This window comes from Leisingera sp. ANG-M7, from assembly GCF_000813965.1.
In the GTDB taxonomy this organism is placed as follows: Bacteria; Pseudomonadota; Alphaproteobacteria; order Rhodobacterales; family Rhodobacteraceae; genus Leisingera.
In genome coordinates this window covers 43,975-60,148 of the sequence record NZ_JWLI01000032.1, presented here as the reverse complement: position 1 = coordinate 60,148, position 16,174 = coordinate 43,975, and the positions used below count along the sequence as shown (strand labels likewise).

13 protein-coding genes are annotated in these 16,174 nt (G+C 66.4%); 4 read left to right on the top strand and 9 right to left on the bottom strand.

The genetic code is table 11. The annotated features are described in order from the left end of the window. The 4 genes from repC to RA26_RS21520 form a co-directional block, all read right to left on the bottom strand. A partial coding sequence (repC, locus tag RA26_RS21535; protein ID WP_275041650.1) for a plasmid replication protein RepC occupies positions 1–416 on the bottom strand: 416 nt, incomplete at its 3' end. Between the two features lie 181 nt (positions 417–597). Next, complete coding sequence (gene repB, locus RA26_RS21530; RefSeq protein WP_039187445.1) at positions 598–1,614, bottom strand: plasmid partitioning protein RepB; 1,017 nt, start codon at positions 1,612–1,614, stop codon at positions 598–600. After that, positions 1,611–2,798 carry a plasmid partitioning protein RepA gene (repA, locus tag RA26_RS21525; protein ID WP_039187443.1) on the bottom strand — a complete coding sequence of 396 codons (1,188 nt, stop codon included), beginning with the start codon at positions 2,796–2,798 and terminating at the stop codon, positions 1,611–1,613. Before repA ends, repB begins: the two co-directional genes overlap by 4 nt. Before the next feature lie 174 nt (positions 2,799–2,972). Beyond that, positions 2,973–4,181 (bottom strand): Fic family protein, encoded by a 1,209-nt coding sequence (locus tag RA26_RS21520; protein WP_039187441.1) that lies wholly within the window; start codon positions 4,179–4,181, stop codon positions 2,973–2,975. Positions 4,182–4,470: 289 nt separating this feature from the next. On the opposite strand from RA26_RS21520, the gene RA26_RS21515 reads away from it, so the two are divergent. From RA26_RS21515 to RA26_RS21505, 3 genes are read left to right on the top strand one after another with little or no spacing between them, the layout of a single operon-like run. Further along, on the top strand, positions 4,471–7,089 hold the full coding sequence (locus RA26_RS21515; protein ID WP_039187439.1) for a cation-translocating P-type ATPase: 2,619 nt from the start codon (positions 4,471–4,473) through the stop codon (positions 7,087–7,089). Positions 7,090–7,133: 44 nt separating this feature from the next. Further along, positions 7,134–7,847, top strand: coding sequence for a VIT1/CCC1 transporter family protein (locus RA26_RS21510; protein ID WP_039187466.1), 714 nt, complete (start codon positions 7,134–7,136; stop codon positions 7,845–7,847). 57 nt (positions 7,848–7,904) lie between these two features. Continuing rightward, positions 7,905–9,050 carry a site-2 protease family protein gene (locus tag RA26_RS21505; RefSeq protein WP_039187437.1) on the top strand — a complete coding sequence of 382 codons (1,146 nt, stop codon included), beginning with the start codon at positions 7,905–7,907 and terminating at the stop codon, positions 9,048–9,050. 10 nt (positions 9,051–9,060) lie between these two features. On the opposite strand, the gene RA26_RS21500 is transcribed toward RA26_RS21505, so the two are convergent. Further along, positions 9,061–9,879, bottom strand: coding sequence for a formate/nitrite transporter family protein (locus RA26_RS21500; RefSeq protein ID WP_039187435.1), 819 nt, complete (start codon positions 9,877–9,879; stop codon positions 9,061–9,063). A gap of 40 nt (positions 9,880–9,919) precedes the next feature. Beyond that, positions 9,920–10,765, bottom strand: a complete 846-nt coding sequence (locus RA26_RS21495; RefSeq protein WP_039187433.1) for a universal stress protein — start codon at positions 10,763–10,765, stop codon at positions 9,920–9,922. 181 nt (positions 10,766–10,946) lie between these two features. Here RA26_RS21495 and RA26_RS21490 point away from each other — a divergent pair, with 181 nt between their 5' ends. Then, positions 10,947–11,354 (top strand): universal stress protein, encoded by a 408-nt coding sequence (locus RA26_RS21490; protein WP_039187431.1) that lies wholly within the window; start codon positions 10,947–10,949, stop codon positions 11,352–11,354. On the opposite strand, the gene RA26_RS21485 is transcribed toward RA26_RS21490, so the two are convergent. The 3 genes from RA26_RS21485 to RA26_RS21475 are packed head-to-tail and all read right to left on the bottom strand — an operon-like array spanning position 11,351 to position 16,158. Continuing rightward, positions 11,351–12,475, bottom strand: a complete 1,125-nt coding sequence (locus RA26_RS21485; protein ID WP_039187429.1) for an ABC transporter permease — start codon at positions 12,473–12,475, stop codon at positions 11,351–11,353. The two genes, RA26_RS21490 and RA26_RS21485, sit on opposite strands and share 4 nt — an antisense overlap. Continuing rightward, entirely contained in the window at positions 12,476–15,166 is a 2,691-nt protein-coding gene (gene rbbA / locus RA26_RS21480; RefSeq protein WP_039187427.1) for a ribosome-associated ATPase/putative transporter RbbA, read from the bottom strand. Then, a complete protein-coding gene (locus RA26_RS21475; RefSeq protein ID WP_039187426.1) occupies positions 15,163–16,158 on the bottom strand; it encodes an HlyD family secretion protein in 996 nt (331 codons plus the stop codon). The genes rbbA and RA26_RS21475 overlap by 4 nt, the downstream gene beginning before the upstream one ends. Positions 16,159–16,174: the final 16 nt, after the last annotated feature.

The window sequence follows — 16,174 nt, the reverse complement described above, 5'->3', positions numbered from 1 at the left end:
AGGGGAGACAGGTCAAACCCATAGGCCACGCCTTCGCCCTGAGAGCGGCGCACGTAGCGCTTGCCGTTGGGGCTGTCGCGGCGGATCAGGATGCCTGCGGCCACCAGCTTGGCCATGTGGCGGCGCATGGTGGAGTTTGGCATCCCGTTCAGACGCTCGCAGATTGCCCGGTTGGAAGGGTGCACAACGGTGACGCCGGGCTGCGGGTCCACGTCTGTGCCGGGCAGGAAGCTGATCAGCGCCTGCAGGACGGAGAGGTCGCGGTCATTCAGGCCATAGATCTTGCGGGCTGCTGCCAGTTCGCGCAGCGCGTCCCATTTGCTGACAGGGCTGAGCATAGGGGAGTGCGCGGCGGCGGCCTGCTGGTGTTTCAGCAGGACAGCATCCACCGTTCGCCCGAAAGGCGTGAGGGGCATATATCCCATGTCATCATCACGAAAGACAAAAAAACAGCGGCCCGCGAATCGCTTTGGACTTGCGGTCACAGGCTCCGGCCACTAACTTGAGGGTGCTAGAAACAAGTTGGTCTCGTGGAGCTTCGGTTTTGCGGGGCCTTCTTTTTTGCCTGCTCTGTGCCTCCTAAGTTGTTGTTATCATTTATTCTTCGCCGCGCGACTGCCAGCGCGCGTGAAGCTCTTCAATCAGTGTTTGCGCCTCAGCCTCCAGCCAGTCGGCAAAGCCGCCGCCGGGAAGTTCCAGGCTGACGCCCTTGGCGGTGCGGCGCAGGGTGGCGCTGCGCAGGCCATCCACGGTCAGCGGCTGGCTGAGGGTGCGCGCCTTGGAGGGTTTGGCCGGTTTCTGCGGGGCAGGGGCGGAGGCAACGGCGCTGAACACCGCCTCAAACGCCAGCACCGACGGGTCGGCGGGTTCGGCCTCGGCGGTGCCGTTGACGGCGCGCATGGTGAAATCGTCGTATTCTTTCTGGGCGATGGCAATCAGCCCCTCCTGACTGGTGCCGCTGGCGGCAATTGCCTTGGCCAGCGCGTCCCAGCGGGGGCGGCCGATGCCCAGGGCCGGGCCGATGGCGCGGATCAGATCGGGGCCCACCGCTTCGGCAATGGCGATGGCCATGGAGACGGAGGATTTGGTGACGGTCAGCACCTCGGCAACCTGCGATTGGTTGCCGAAGCCGTTTTCGACCAGTTCCTGCGCGAACAGCGCCTTTTCGATGAAACTGAGGTCGCGGCGCGCCATGTTTTCGGAAATCTGCGCACGCACGGCGGCGTCATCATCCAAAGTGGCGACCAGGGCGCGGACCTTGGTCACCTTGTCGGAGGCGCGGATCGCCTCCAGCCGGCGGCGGCCGTAGACCAGCAGGTAACGGTCGGTCTCGGACGGGTGGCGGCGCACCAGGATCGGCACGGTCTGGCCGTTCGCCTCAATCGCGTCGCGCAGGTCGTGGATGTCGTTCGGGTCGAGCCGGTCGTGGACGCGGGTGTCCTCGATCTGATGCGGCTCAAGATCCCAGACCCGGTGCGAATCCACCGCGTCGCGGGCCGAGCGCAGGGCGCGGTTGCTGGACATCATCGGCGTCGCCGGGGCAGGGGAGGAGACTGGCGCGCCGGCCGCGGCCAGGCTGTCGAGCATCGAGAGGCGGGATTTCTTGCTGGTCATGTGCGCCCCCAGGTTTCCTGAATGAGCTGGCTGATTTCGTCGTTGACCGCGTTCAGGCTTTCGACCGCGCGGTCGTAGGTGGAGCGGGTGAAGGCGCTGCGTTCGACCTCGTATAGAGTCTGTTTTGTGAGGCCCGCGTCGGAGATTGCGGTGGATTTCAGCATCGGCGCGTTCAGCACCTTGTCGCCGTACATGGTGCGCAGAAAGGCAACGATCCGGTTCTGCGGCGCGTCCGACGGCTCGTAGCGGGTGAGCAGGTAGCGCATCCAGTCGTGGCTCATGTCGGCGCCGCTTTGCGCGATCACGTCCATCAGGTCGGCGGTCATGCGCAGGAATTGCGACATCGACATCACGTCGAGCATTTCCGGGTGGATCGTCACCAAGACGCCGGTGGCGGCGGAAAGTGCCGACATGGTCAGGAAGCCGAGCTGCGGCGGGCAGTCGATCACCACCACGTCATAGTCGGAATCGACCTGTGTTAGAGCCTCTTTGACCCGGAAAAAGAACAATCCGGCGCTGCCCTGCGCGAGGGCGCGGGGGGTGTCATGCTCAAACTCCATCAGTTCGAGGTTGCCGGGGATCAGGTCGAGGTTCGGGATATAGGTCTTGCGGATCACCGAGGAGATCGGCGCCGGGTCGTCATAGCGGATGGCGTCATACAGCGTGCCGCCGTCCTTGAGGTCGAATTCGGGCTGGACGCCGTGCAATGCGGTCAGCGACGCCTGCGGGTCGAGGTCGATCGCCAGCACCCGGTAGCCCTTTAGCGCGAGGCGCTGCGCCAGATGGGCGGAGGTGGTGGTCTTGCCGGAGCCGCCCTTGAAATTCATCACGCCGATGATCTGCATGTGATCATTTTCGCGGCGGCCGGGCAGGTAATCGCCGGGCTTACGGGCGGTTTTTTCCAGCAGCACGCGCAGCTCCTGGATGTCCTCGGCGGAATACTGGCGGCGGTTGCCGGCGGTCAGCTCAGGCGAGGGGCCCTTGCCGTCCAGATGCAGCTTGCGCAGGTAGGAATCATTCACGCCCAGCAGGGCCGCGGCCTCGCCGGAGGTGAATTTGCGCATGGTTTTGGAGGCGTTCGGGGGGAACAGGCTTTCGCGCTGCGCATGCAGCTGGGCCGCAATCCATTCGGAATGCTGGCGGATCACCGCATTGAGATCCTCAGGTGTGTATGTATGATCCATCTGCCCTATGTGCCTGCCGTCTGCCGCTCTGCCTTTTTGCCGTGCCTCTGCCGTCTGGCGTGTTCACGGAATTTGGCGTTTGCCGCCTCTTTTCCGTGACTATTGGCCAAAGAGCGGGATTCGTGCAAGCGTTTTCTATAGTTGGCGGCTGCCGGGCGGGCAGGGGGCGCGGCGTCAGCGGCTGGGAAACAGGCCGGGCATCCAGTCCCCTGCCAGGGTGGCCGGGAAGGTCAGCTGCAAGGGCGCGCGCTGGGTTGGCGATGCCAGGGCGCCGGCCGTCAGCAATCCGGCGGTCACCTTGCGGGCCTGGCGGTCGCTGACGCCAAGCAAGCCGTGCACGCTGCCGCGTTCCAGTTTGCCCAGTGTTAGAGCCTCCCGCATGACGGTTTCGGCGCCGGTCAACAGGCGGCCTGCCTTGATTTCCTGCTGGCACCAGGCCTCAACCCGGGCGCGCAGGGCCTGCGGCTGCATCAGCTGCTCCATGAAGCGGACCTGATCGAGCGCGGTTTCCAGGAAGAAGGCGGCAAACTCCGCCAGCCGCTGCTCCGACAGGCTGCCGCGCCCGTCGGCGCCGCCGTGGCGGGGTTCATCGGCGGCCATCAGGCGCTGCTTGTACTCGGCCTCCTTGCGGGCGAGGCCGCGGGAGGCGGACCACAGGCCCTCGGAGTTCACGTTCTGGCGCAGCATCGCATGGGCCACCATGCGCGACACCCGCCCGTTCAGGTCGAGGAAGGGGTGCACCCAGACCAGCCGGTGATGGGCGCAGGCGGTGGCGATGATCGCGCCGCTGCGGCCCTGGGTGCCGTACATCTTGCGCATATGGGCCAGCAGCCGCGCCACCGCACCGGGGCTGGGGGCGACGTGCTTGCCCACCTGCACATAATCCGTGCGGAAAGCGCCGGGGATGATCCGGGTCTCCGTGCCGTCCGGGCTGCGTGTGACCAGCAGGCTGCCGGGCAGGTTTTCGCAGAACCGGCGGTGGATCTCCTGCAGCACCGCAGGCTCGAGCGGGTGGCCGGGCAGCCCGCCCTCGTCGATCCATTTCTGCACCGCGATATGGGCGACCGCCTCCAGCTGCAGATCACGCTTGGCCTGATCCTGGCTGAAATCCTGGTTGAGCGCGCGTTCGATATCGACCGGGTGGGTGTTGTGCCCCTCGATCAGGTTCGAGTAGTAGCAGTTCATCGACCGCACCAGGCCGGCCAGCGGGGTGCGGACGGCCTCTGGCAGGGCGGCGCGCAGGGCTGAGGAGGCCATTGCCAGCTCCACCGCCAGATCGTTGAGGGCAGGGCGGTGCCGGGAGGCTTCTTCGGGGATCAGCGGCTCAACAATGGTGATCGGCTCGCCATCATCCGCCAAGTTGGTTGGCCTGTCCGCCGCCATGTATTGCCCCTGTTCCGATCCCGGGGTGTGACGCCCGTTTTGTTCCTGTTCAAATTCCGTTTTATAGCCCGATTCCGGTCGCCGGGGAATAGGGTGAAATCGTATTATTATCATTGCTTTATAAATGTTATATGGTGCCATATGCTGATTCTGTTCCGCTTTGAGTTCCGGTTTGTGTTCCGGTTCGCATTCGGAGTGACCCCCTGCGGCGTTGGCGCAGTTGCCGGAGGGGCCAAAGTTGCGGCAGGCTGGAAACGGCGGCCGGAGGCGGCAGCGGAGGGCAAAGCGCATGGCAAACCCGGTTCAGGACAGTAGTGGCGGGCGGCTCAGCGGGCTGACGCGGCAGCAGGCGGAAGCGGCGCGGCGGACGTATGGATGGAATGAGCTGCCGCGGGGCAGGCGGACCGGTCCGCTGCAAGTGTTCCTGCGCCAGTTCAGCAATTTCCTGGTGCTGATCCTGATCGCTGCGGGGATCATCGCCTTCACGCTGGGCGAGTATACGGACACGCTGGCGATCGGGCTGGTGATCGGTCTGAACGGGATCCTTGGCTTTGTGCAGGAATGGCGGGCGGAGACCGCGCTGGAAAGCCTGCGCAGCATGCTGTCGCCGCAGGCGCTGGCGGTGCGCGACGGGCGCGAGCAGGTGATCGAGGCACGCGAGCTGGTGCCGGGCGATCTGATCATCCTGGAGGCGGGCGTCCGGGTGCCTGCTGACGCGCATCTGGAGGAAGCCGCCGGGCTGCGGCTGGATGAAAGCGCGCTGACCGGGGAATCGGTTCCGGTGGACAAGGCGCCCGGCACAGATACTGCAGAGGTGTTTGCCGGCACGGTGGTGGCGGCAGGCCGCGCGATAGCGGTGGTCACCGCAACCGGCGCGCGCACCGCCTTTGGCGAGATTGCGGCGCTGACCGGGGCGGTGGGCCTGAAGAAGACCAATCTGCAGGTGCAGCTGGGCCGGCTGGCGCGGCAGCTGGGTTTTGCGGCGCTGGCGGTGGCGGCGGCGATCCTGGCGCTGGGGCTGTATATGGGGCGGGACGCGGCGGAGATGTTCATGACCGGCCTGTCGCTGTCGGTGGCGATGGTGCCCGAGGGGCTGCCTGCGGTGGTCACCATCACCCTGGCGCTGGGGGCGGCGGCAATGGTGCGCCAGAAAGCCTTGGCGCGGCGTCTGCAGGCGGTGGAAACGCTGGGCGCGGCCTCGGTCATCTGCACCGACAAGACCGGCACCCTGACTGAAAACAAGATGACCGTGACGCGGGTCTGGACGCTGGACCGCAGCTATCAGGTGACCGGCACCGGCTATGACCCGGCGGGCCATATCGCCTGGAACGGCGCCGTTACCGGCGCGCGGGAGGATGCGGTGCTGGCAGAGCTGCTGGAAGCGGGGCTGACCTGCACCCACGCGAGCCTGCACCAGGAGGGCGACCACTGGCAGATGACCGGCGCCCCGACCGAGGGGGCGCTGGTCACATTGGGCTACAAGGGCTGGGCAGCGCTGCCGCCGCCGGATGCGGTGGTGGCGGAGATCCCCTTCAGCAGCGAGCGCAAGCGGATGAGTGTGCTCGCGCGCAGTGGCGGCGGCGAAAAGGTCCTGACCAAGGGCGCGCCGGAGCAGGTTCTGGACATCTGCACGGAGGTGCTGACCCAGGACGGCCCGCGCAGGCTGGATCCGGAGGAGCGGGCCGCCATCATCGGCGCTTATGAGGCGATGGCCGCAGAAGGGCTGCGGGTGATCGGCCTGGCAGCCGGCGCGGCGCAGGGCGGCGGGATCGAGGAAAAGGACATGACCTTCCTCGGGCTGGCGGGGCTGATTGACCCGCCGCGGCCCGAAGTGCGCGACGCCATCGGCGCGGCGCGGGCGGCGGGCATCCGGGTGATCATGATCACCGGTGACAGCCCGCTGACTGCCAAGGCAATTGCTGCCCAGCTGGGCCTGCCGGCGGGAAAGACCCTGACCGGCGATGCGCTGGAGGCGCTGGAGGATGCGGAGCTGGACCGGCTGTTGCAGCAGGATGTGCTGTTTGCCCGCACAAGGCCCGCCCACAAGATGCGGATCGTCTCGGCGCTGCAGGGGCAGCATCAGATCGTGGCGATGACCGGGGACGGGGTGAACGATGCGCCGGCCCTGAAGCAGGCCGATATCGGCGTTTCGATGGGGGTGCGGGGGACGGATGTGGCCAAGGATGCCTCTGACCTGGTGCTGCTGGATGATAATTTTGCCACCATCGTCCGCGCCATCGGCGAGGGGCGGCGGCAGTTCACCAATGTGCGCAAGTTCGTGCGCTACCTCTTGTCCTCCAACGCGGGGGAGGTGATTGCGCTCTTGATCAATATCCTGATCGGCGGGCCGCTGATCTTTCTGGCGACCCAGATCCTGTGGATGAACCTGGTCACCGACGGGGTGACGGCGGTGGCGTTGGGGCTGGAGAAGGGCGAGCCGGATCAGATGGAGCATCCGCCGCGCCGGAAGGACGCGCCGATTGTGGGACAGGCCGGTCTGCTGACCATTCTGGCGCTGGGGCTTTATACCGGGCTGGCCAGCCTGTGGCTGTTCCTGCATCTCTTGGACGGCAACGAGGATCTGGCCCGCACCGCCGCCTTTACTGCCATGGTGGTGTTTGAGAAGGCGAGCGTCTTTGCCTTCCGTTCGCTGCATCTGCCGTGCTGGCGAATCGGGGTGTTCAGCAATCCGCTGCTGCTGGCGGCGCTGGCGGTGACCATCGGGGCGCAGGTTGCGGCAGTGTACTGGCCGCCGCTGCAGGTGCTGCTGCATACGGTGCCGCTGCAGGCGGAGCACTGGGGGCTGATCGCGCTGCTGGTGCTGCCGATCCTGGTGGTGCCGGAGGTGCTGAAAACCCTGCGCTATCTCGCCAGCCGCCGGACCAGGCGGGCTGCGGCGGCGGCTTGACCTCCCTCAATGCGGGTTTTGCCGTTCCGGGCCATGCTGCGGGCATGAAGGGCGATCACGGGCACAGCAAGGAGGACATCGCGCGGCGGCTTGCGGGCAGCAACGGCACCGGGCGGCTGCGGGACGCGGTCTATGGCGGTATCGACGGCGCAGTCACCACCTTTGCGATTGCCGCGGGCGTCGAGGGGGCCGGGTTTTCGCAAGGTGTGATCATTGCCCTGGGCATTGCCAACGTGCTGGCGGACGGGTTTTCCATGGCGGCGGCCAATTACCTGGGCACCAAGGCGGATCTGGACGACCGGCGGCGGCTTTATAAGGTGGAGAAGCGCCATATCCGCGAATATCCGGAGGGCGAGCGCGAGGAGCTGCGCCAGATATTCCAGGAACTGGGGCTGAGCGGCGAGGTGCTGGAAGGGGCGGTGCGGTCCGTGGCCGCCAAGCCGGAGAAGTGGATCTCTGTGATGCTGACCAGCGAATACGGGCTGGCGCCGGCCGAGCCCAACCCGGTGGCGGCGGCGCTGACCACTTTTGCCGCCTTTATGGCCGCGGGCATCGTGCCGCTCTTGCCCTTCATGCTGGGGCTGCCCGATCCGTTCCTGACGGCGGCGATTGCCACCGGGGCGGTGTTTTTCGGCATCGGCGCCAGCAAGAGCGTCTGGTCGCTGGCGCCCTGGTGGAAATCCGGGCTGGAAACGCTGGCCATCGGCTCCTGCGCTGCCGCCGTGGCCTATCTGGCGGGCAGCCTGTTCCGGGTTTGAGCCGGATCAAGGGGGGCGGGGCGGTTTGGCCATAAGCTGATGACCGGAGGGACGCATATGTTTTCAAATGCCATCAAAATCGCCACCCTGCAGGGGTTTGACATCAGGATTGATCCGAGCTGGGCGCTGATTGCCGCGCTGATCACCTGGAGCCTGTCGTCGCAGTATTTTCCGATGGTGTATCCCGGTGCCGGCGGCAGCGTCTATCTGACCCTGGCGCTGCTGGCGATGCTGGGGTTTTTCGGCTCGCTGATCCTGCACGAGATGTCCCATTCGGTGGTGGCCCGCCGCTTCGGGGTTGAGATCAAGGGGATCACCCTGTTCATCTTCGGCGGCGTTGCCGAGCTGGGATCGGAGCCGAAGACCGCCGCCAGCGAGTTCTGGATTGCCATTGCCGGCCCGCTGATGAGCTTTGCGCTGGCCTTTGGCTTCTGGCTGCTGGCGCAGATGGGCGGGTGGCTTGCGCCGGGGATGGCGCTGAACCCTGTGCTGGACTACCTGGCGCTGATCAACCTGGTGCTGGCGGTGTTCAATCTGCTGCCGGCCTTTCCGCTGGATGGCGGGCGGATCTTCCGCGCCTTTCTGTGGAGCCGCAGCCGCGACCTGCTGCAGGCGACCGCCACCGCCACGAAGATCAGCAGCTATTTTGCCTATGCGCTGATCCTCTTTGGTGTCATCGGGCTGTTTTCCGGCAATCCGGTCGCGTCGCTGTGGCAGGTGCTGATCGGGGTGTTTGTGCTAGCGGCGGCCAAGGGCACCTATGCCCGCCAGCTGCAGGAGGCTGCGTTCAAGGGCAAGACGGTTGCCGCTCTGATGACACGTCATGTGATTTCGGTGCAGCCGGAGGTCAGCCTGCAATACCTTGCGGATGACGTGATGCTAAGCGGCCGCAAAAGCTTTGTGCCGGTGGTGCTGGGCGACGTGCTGCTGGGCTATGCAGATACCAGCCTGCTGGCGCAGACCCCGCGCGCGGACTGGGCGGAAACCCATGTCGGCGACGTCTATGTTCCGGCGGATGCGGACAATACGGTCGGCCCTGAAATGCCGGCTGCGGAGCTGATGGCAAAGATCTCCTCCACCGGGCGGCGCAAATTCCTGGTGGCAGAGGAGCGCCAGCTGCTGGGGGTGGTCACCTTGTCTGACCTGACGGGCTATCTGGCGGTGCTGCAGGAGATCCGGCTGCCAGACCGCAAGGCAGAATAAGGCGGCGGCGTCAGCGGCTTTGCTCAGTCGGCTGTTCAGGCTGGCGCTGCGCAGAGCCTCCCAGGAAGGCAAACCAGTAGGCCAGGGCGACCCCGCCCGCGCCGCCTGCGATGTTGCCGAGGGTGACCCAGAACAGATTGGCGGCTGCCGCAGAAAGCGGAATGTCCGCTCCCGCTGCCCACGCCTGCGGGAAGAAATACATGTTGGCAATCGAGTGTTCGAGCCCCAACAGCACAAAGGCGGTGATCGGCCAGAGGATGGCCAGCACCTTGCCGGCGGCGGTGCGGGCGGCGAAGGACAGCCAGACGGCGAGGCAGACCAGGGCGTTGCACAGCGCGCCGCGCACAAAGGCCTCAAGCGGGCCAAGGCCGGCCTTGGCCTCTGCGATCCCGGCGGCGGTTGCGCCCATCGGGCCGTCCAGCAGCCCGGTAAAGGCAAATGCGGCGGCCAGTCCGGCGGCGCCTGCCAGATTGCCGGCATAGACCACGCCCCAGCTGCGCAGCAGCAGGCGCAGCGGAATCTTGCGGTCCACCGCGGCGATCACCATCAGCACATTGCCGGTGAACAGCTCTGCCCCGGCGATCACCACCAGGATCAGGCCGAGCGAGAACACCGCCCCGCCCAGCACCCGGACCGGCCCTGTGACGGGGGATGCACCGGTCAGGGTCATGGTATAGGCCGCCGCGCCAAAACCGATGAAAGCGCCCGCCAGCATCGCCAGCACGAACATCTGCGGCAGCGGCAGCCGGGCCTTGGCGGTTCCGGCGGTCTCTGCCAGGTTTGCGATTTCAGCAGGCTTGTAGGCATCAAACGGGGCCTGGCTGGTCATAGGGCGGCTCCTGAGGTCATGGGCTAGGGGGCAGCGGGCGTCAGTGGGCAAACAGGACCGGCAGGTCCGTCTGCTCGATCATCGTGCGGGTGGTGCCGCCGAATACTGCCTCGCGCAGGCGGGAATGGCCATAGGCGCCCATCACCACCAGCCCGGCCCCGGCCTCGCGCGCGCGCTGCTGAATGCCGTGGCCGACATCCTGCCCGCCGCCGGGGAACTGCGACACGGTCACCTTGCAGCCCTGGTGGCTGAGCCAGGCGGCGGCATCGGTGCCCGGATCCTCATCGCCGCGCTGATCGGAGGTGCTGGTTTCAAAGCAGCCGATCACGACCTCGTCAGCGTGGCGCAGATAGGGCAGGGCTGCATGGGCGGCGCGGGAGGCGGCAAGGCTGCTGTCCCAGGCGAGGAAGACGCGGCTGAAGCTGGCAAAAGGCGAGCCATTCACGATGACCGGAACCGGCGACTGGAACAGCAAGCCGTGCAGAGCGTCGCGGAAGACGTCGTCGCGGGTTCTGAGGTCATCGGCAAATTGCGCAAAATCGCAGGTCTTGGCCCGCTGGGCGCATAGCTGCCGGATGTCGGCGCCGGCGCACACCGCATAGTGCACATCGCCGGAACAGATGTTGCGCGTGAGGAGATCGTTCACCTCTGCAGCGCGGGTTTCTGCCGCCTGACGTGCGTCCCGCAAATGATCAACCCAGTCCGCAGGCATTGCAGCCGCGCCGAACCCCGTCGCACTGTAAACGAAATATGGCCTGGCGGGCAGGCTGTCCAAAAGCAGGCAGGCGAGATAGGCGTCCTGGGCTTGCGCCGCCTCGGCGGCGGCGGCGATGGCTTCATTGCTGGTGTCAGGGGCGAGCACGAAGAGAGAGGTTTGGCGTTGCATGGCGGGCCTCCGGCAGCTGGTTCGCGGCAGGCGGGCATGCACACCGCGTTCACCATTAGAGCAGTTTTGCAGGCGGTTGCCATGATCCGGATCAATCCGCTGCCGCGGGGGCGGCTAACCTGTGTCAAGGCGGGCCGCTGCGAACCGGCATAGACTCGGGCTGCATCAGAGGAGGAATGCGATGTACAAGCATATTCTGGTTCCGATTGCCCCGGATCACGGTGCCAATACGGCCCGGTCGCTGGAGGCTGCCCGCCTGCTGGCCGACAGTGATGCCAGGATCACCGCGCTGACCGTGGCCGACGAGATCCCCGGCTATGTGGTTCAGCAGCTGCCCAAGGGTCTGCTGGAAAACACCCTCGCCGAGATGCTGGCAGAGCTGAAGGCGGATCTGGGCGGGGTTACGGACGTTGAGACGGACTTGGTCACCGGCCATGCCGGGCGCACGATCACCGATTACGCTGACGCGCATGGCGCCGACTGCATCGTCATCGCCTCGCACCGGCCGGGTCTGCAGGATTACTTCCTGGGCTCGACCGCGGCGCGGGTGGTGCGCCATGCCAAATGCACCGTGGTTGTGATACGTTAGCCGTCCTGCGCCACTGAGCGGCGGAACAGCACCAGGCTGGTCGCCAGCAGGGCCGCGCCCAGCAGCGCCATCCACAGGAATTCTGGCCAGACGGTCTGGAACCCCGCACCCTTGAAGACGATGGCCTGGCTGGCGGCCATGTAGTGGCGCGAGGGCAGGAGGGTGGTGGCGGCCTGCAGCCAGGCGGGCTGGCTTTCCACCGGGGTTTCGCCGCCCGACAGCATCAGCATCGGCAGGATGGTCAGCATCACCAGCAGCGCAAACTGCGCCATCGAGCGCGCGATGGTTGCCAGGAACACTCCCAGCGCGGTTGCGGTGAACAGGAACAGCGCGGTACCGCATAGGAACAGCACCGAGGACCCCGCGATGGTGATGTCCAGCACCCCCTGCATGACAAAACCCAGCGAAAGCGCCGCCGCAGCCAGCACCACCGCGGCGTTGGCCCAGATCTTGGCAACCGCAATGTCGAAGGGTGACAGCGGCATCGCCAAAAGATGCTCGATGGTGCCGTGCTCGCGCTCGCGGATCATCGCGGCGCCGGTGAGGATGGTGGTCAGCCACATGATCTGGCCGATCAGCGCGTTGATGCCTGCAAAGCGCACAGTGTCGCGGTTCGGGTTGAAGGCGCTGCGGATGATGATGTCCAGCGGCTGTGGCTGGGCCAGATCGGCGCCGATGGCAAAGCGGCGGATCTCGGTGCTGAGGATGCTGGTGATGTAGCTGGCGCCGATGCCCGCCTGTTCCATTGCGGTGGCGTCGATCAGCACCTGGATTTCCGGCCCCCGGCCTGCGCGCAGGTCTTTTTCGAACCCGGGCGGTACAGCGACGACGAACAGAAAATCGCCCGCATCCATCCGGGCGGCACCGGTGCCCGGTTCGATCTGCACCACCGGCTGGAACTCGGGCGGGAAGAAGGCGGCGGCCAGGGTGCGGGACAGGGGGGAGTTGTCCTCATCCGCAAAGGCGATCGAGGCGTTGTTGACCGAGGTGGCGACCCCGGTCGCCTCCATCACCGGCGCCAGGGTGAAAGACCAGGCCAGGAGCACCATCATCACCCAGTCGCGGCGCAGGCTCATCATTTCCTTGAGGCCAAGCCAGAATATGCAGGAGAGCCGCCGCATCTATTTCTCCTGCGCGCGCAGCACCAGCGCGGCCAGCAGGGTGAGGGCCGGCCCGAAGCAGGCCAGCGCCAGGATGTCGGGCAGCAGCGCCTCCCAGCCCAGCCCCTTGGTGAAGGCGCCGACGTTCAGATGCAGGAAATAAGACGACGGCCACAGCGCGCCGATGGTCTGGGCGCCATCCTCCAGTGTCGAGACCGGCTGCAGCAGGCCGGAGAACTGGATTGTCGGCACCACCGAGGCGATGGTGGTTGCAAAGGTCGCCGCCACCTGGCTGGAGGTCATGGTGGCGATCAGCAGCCCGTAGGACGTGGCGGCCCAGACATAGAGCAACCCGCCAAGGGCCAGCGGCAGCGGGTCGCCCTTGAGCGGCACCCCGAAGACCGCGATGGTCATTGCCGTCAGCAGCAGGAAGTTCAGATAGGCGATTGCGATATAGGGGATCTGCTTGCCGATCAGGAACTCCAGCCGGGTGGTCGGGGTGACGTAGAAGTTGGTGACCGAGCCCAGCTCCTTTTCCCGCGCGACGCTGACTGCCATCAGCACCGCAGGCAGCATGATCAGCAAGATTGCGGGCATTGCAGGCGCCATCGCGGCGATGCTTTCAAAGCTCTGATTGTAGCGGAACCGCGGCTCTATGCGGGCGATTTCGGGCTGGCGGGTGCCGCGGGCGGCGGCCTGTGCGGTCAGGAATGTCTGATGCAGACCGGCGGCGTAGCCCTCCACCGTTTCGCCCTTGAAGGGGATCGCGCCATCGACAATCGCCAGCACCTCTGCCGGTTCACCGGTGCGCAGCTTGCGGCCGAAATCCGGGGGCAACTCAATCACCAGCGAAACCTCGCCCGAGACCAGCCGGCTGCGGCCCTCGGCAGCGCTGGACAGGGGCGGGGTGAGGCGGAAGTAGCGTGAGCCGGAAATCTCCGCCAGATAGGCGCGGCTTTCGGGGCTTTGCGACAGGTCGAGGGCGGCATAGTCCAGCTCATCAATGTCCAGCGAAATGCCGAAGCAGAATACCAGCATCAGGATCACGGAGCCAAGGAAGGCAAAGGCAAGCCGCACCCGGTCGCGCAGGACCTCGACCGTTTCGCGCCGGGCATAGGCCAGGGCGCGGCTGAGGCCGCCCGCCGCGCTGCCCCTCGCCCGAATGGCGGTTTCCGGTGCGGAGACCGGGGCAGGGGGGTCGGCGGCCTGGAGGATGGCGACAAAGGCCTGTTCCAGCGTGTCCGCGGATTGCGATGCCATCAGCGCCTTGGGCGTGCCTTCTGCCAGAACCTTGCCCGCGTGCATGAAGGAGACCCGGTCGCAGCGTTCGGCCTCGCTCATGAAATGGGTGGAGACAAAGATCGTGACGCCTTCGTTGCGCGACAGCTCAATCAGCAGCGCCCAGAACATGTCCCGGGCCTCCGGGTCGACGCCGGAGGTCGGTTCGTCCAGGATCAGCACCCGCGGGCGGTGGATCACCGCAACCGCCAGCGACAGCCGCTGCTTGATGCCAAGCGGCAGGGCGGCAGCCAGGGAGGCGCTGTGCGCCGAGAGGCCGAAGCGCCGGGTCAGTTCGGCGACCCGGGCCGCGCGGTCTTTGATCCCGAAAATGCGGGCGTGCAGCTGCAGGTTCTGCTCTACGGTCAGTTCGCCATAGAGCGAAAACGCCTGACTCATATAGCCGATCTCGCGGCGCAGGGCGCGGTTCTTGGCGTCCACCGGCCGGCCGAACAGCTGCGCCTCGCCGGAACTGATGGGCAAGAGGCCGGTCAGCATTTTCATGGTGGTCGACTTGCCGCAGCCGTTGGAGCCTAGAAAGCCGAAGATTTCGCCGCGGGCAATGCTGAAATCGACGTGGTCAACCGCAGTGAAATCGCCAAAGCGGCGGGTCAGGCCGCGGGCGGTGATGACCGGTTCGCCGCTGTGCGCAGCCGCGGGCTGGAGCTGAACCGGCGGCGGTTTCCCTTGCGCGCGCAGCTGCTGGTAGGCTGTCTCGAGGTCTTCAGCCCCGCCCCGCAAGTCTTCCGGCGGGCCCTGGTACAGCACCCGGCCCGCATCCATGGCGACGATCCGGTCGAAGCTCTGCGCCTCCTCCATATAAGCAGTTGAGACCAGCACGGTGAGGCCGGGGCTTTGCTCCCGGATGGCGCCGATCAGCGCCCAGAACTGGCGGCGCGAGAGCGGGTCAACGCCGGTGGTCGGTTCATCCAGCACCAGCAGCTTGGGGTCGTGGATCAGGGCGCAGCACAGCCCCAGCTTCTGCTTCATGCCGCCCGACAGCCTGCCCATCAGCCGGTCTTCAAAAGGCGCCAGCCCGGTTGCAGTGAGGAGGGATGCGATGCGGGCCTCGCGCTCTGCCGCGCCCTGGCCGAACAGCCGCGAGAAGAACTCCAGGTTTTCGCGCACGGACAGTTCGGGATAGAGGTTGCGGCCCAGCCCCTGCGGCATGAAGGCAATAGCAGAGCAGATGCGGCGCCGATGGGCGGCGTTGCCGATCGGGCCGCCAAGCACATCTATCGACCCGGCCTGCAGTTGCTTGGCGCCGGTGATCAGGCCCAGAAGGGTCGACTTGCCTACCCCGTCCGGGCCGATGAGCCCCACCAGCCGGCCCGGGAGCAGGTCCAAGGAGATCCCATCCAGTGCCACATGCTTGCGGTAGCGGTGGCTGATCTCCGCGATGCGTATCCCAGGACTGTCAGCCCGGGAAGTCATTCGAACAGCTCAGGCGGGATGCGCCGCTCCAGCGCTTCGGGCCATTCCTTGGCGGTGTCGAGCCGGATCACGGCGATGCCGCGCAGGCCGGTTTTCACATGTTCGATCCGCGCCGCCACCAGATCCTGCGGGATGCGGACGCGGACGCGGAACACCAGCTGCTCGCGCTCGCTAAGGGTTTCCACCTGCTTGGGCGTGAACTGGGCCTCTGGCGAGACAAAAGTGACGGCGGCGGGAATGGCGTAATCGGGCAGGGCGTCCAGCACGATGCGGGCCTCGGCGCCGATCGGCAGAAGACCGGCCTCGCGGGCGGGAAGGAACACCTCCATGTAGATGTTTTCAAGGCTCAGGAGCGTCAGGATCGGGCCGCCGGCGCCGACCACCTCACCCTGTTCCGCCAGCCGGTACAGGACCCGGCCCGGCACCGGTGCGGTGAGGGTGCTGTCCTCGATCTGCGCGGCGATCCGGCGCACTTCGGCCTCAGCTGCCGCGATGCGGGCCTCTGCGGTGGCGACCCGCGCCTTGGCCGCGCCCAGAACCGCCTCGGCGACCTGGTGGGCGGTTTCGCGTTCCTCAAACACGGTTTCTGAAATGTTGTGCCCGGCCAGCAGGGCGGTGGCGCGGTCCAGCTCATGTTCTGCGCGGCGGTGCTCGCTCTGGCGCTGGACAACCAGCGCTTCCGCCTCGGCCTTGGTCTGGCGCGCCAGGGCAGCCTCGGCTTTGGCCCGGTCATGCGCCGCCGACAGCTCATCGGTGTCCATTTCCACCAGGATGCTGTCGGCTGACACCAGGCTGCCCTCGGCGGCCAGCACCTTGGCCACCCGGCCCGCCCGTGCGGGGGCGATCTCAACCTGCTCGGCCTCGATCCGGCCGTTGCCCTGGACGAAACCCTCGGGCAGGTCCGCGCCGTTGTCCGCGACAAACAGATAGGCAGCGGCGGCCGCCAGCAGAACAGCCGCAGCGGCCAGCAGCGCACCGGCGGTTTTGGTCATGGCAAGGCCTCCCGTC

Bases quoted from the DNA above. Each gene is read 5' to 3' on its own strand.
- RA26_RS21515 (WP_039187439.1), top strand. From the start codon at position 4,471: ATGGCAAACCCGGTTCAGGACAGTAGTGGCGGGCGGCTCAGCGGGCTG.
- RA26_RS21500 (WP_039187435.1), bottom strand. From the start codon at position 9,879: ATGACCAGCCAGGCCCCGTTTGATGCCTACAAGCCTGCTGAAATCGCA.
- repA (WP_039187443.1), bottom strand. From the start codon at position 2,798: ATGGATCATACATACACACCTGAGGATCTCAATGCGGTGATCCGCCAG.
- RA26_RS21520 (WP_039187441.1), bottom strand. From the start codon at position 4,181: ATGGCGGCGGACAGGCCAACCAACTTGGCGGATGATGGCGAGCCGATC.
- RA26_RS21485 (WP_039187429.1), bottom strand. From the start codon at position 12,475: ATGCGGCGGCTCTCCTGCATATTCTGGCTTGGCCTCAAGGAAATGATG.
- RA26_RS21510 (WP_039187466.1), top strand. From the start codon at position 7,134: ATGAAGGGCGATCACGGGCACAGCAAGGAGGACATCGCGCGGCGGCTT.
- repB (WP_039187445.1), bottom strand. From the start codon at position 1,614: ATGACCAGCAAGAAATCCCGCCTCTCGATGCTCGACAGCCTGGCCGCG.
- RA26_RS21490 (WP_039187431.1), top strand. From the start codon at position 10,947: ATGTACAAGCATATTCTGGTTCCGATTGCCCCGGATCACGGTGCCAAT.
- rbbA (WP_039187427.1), bottom strand. From the start codon at position 15,166: ATGACTTCCCGGGCTGACAGTCCTGGGATACGCATCGCGGAGATCAGC.
- RA26_RS21505 (WP_039187437.1), top strand. From the start codon at position 7,905: ATGTTTTCAAATGCCATCAAAATCGCCACCCTGCAGGGGTTTGACATC.
- RA26_RS21475 (WP_039187426.1), bottom strand. From the start codon at position 16,158: ATGACCAAAACCGCCGGTGCGCTGCTGGCCGCTGCGGCTGTTCTGCTG.
- RA26_RS21495 (WP_039187433.1), bottom strand. From the start codon at position 10,765: ATGCAACGCCAAACCTCTCTCTTCGTGCTCGCCCCTGACACCAGCAAT.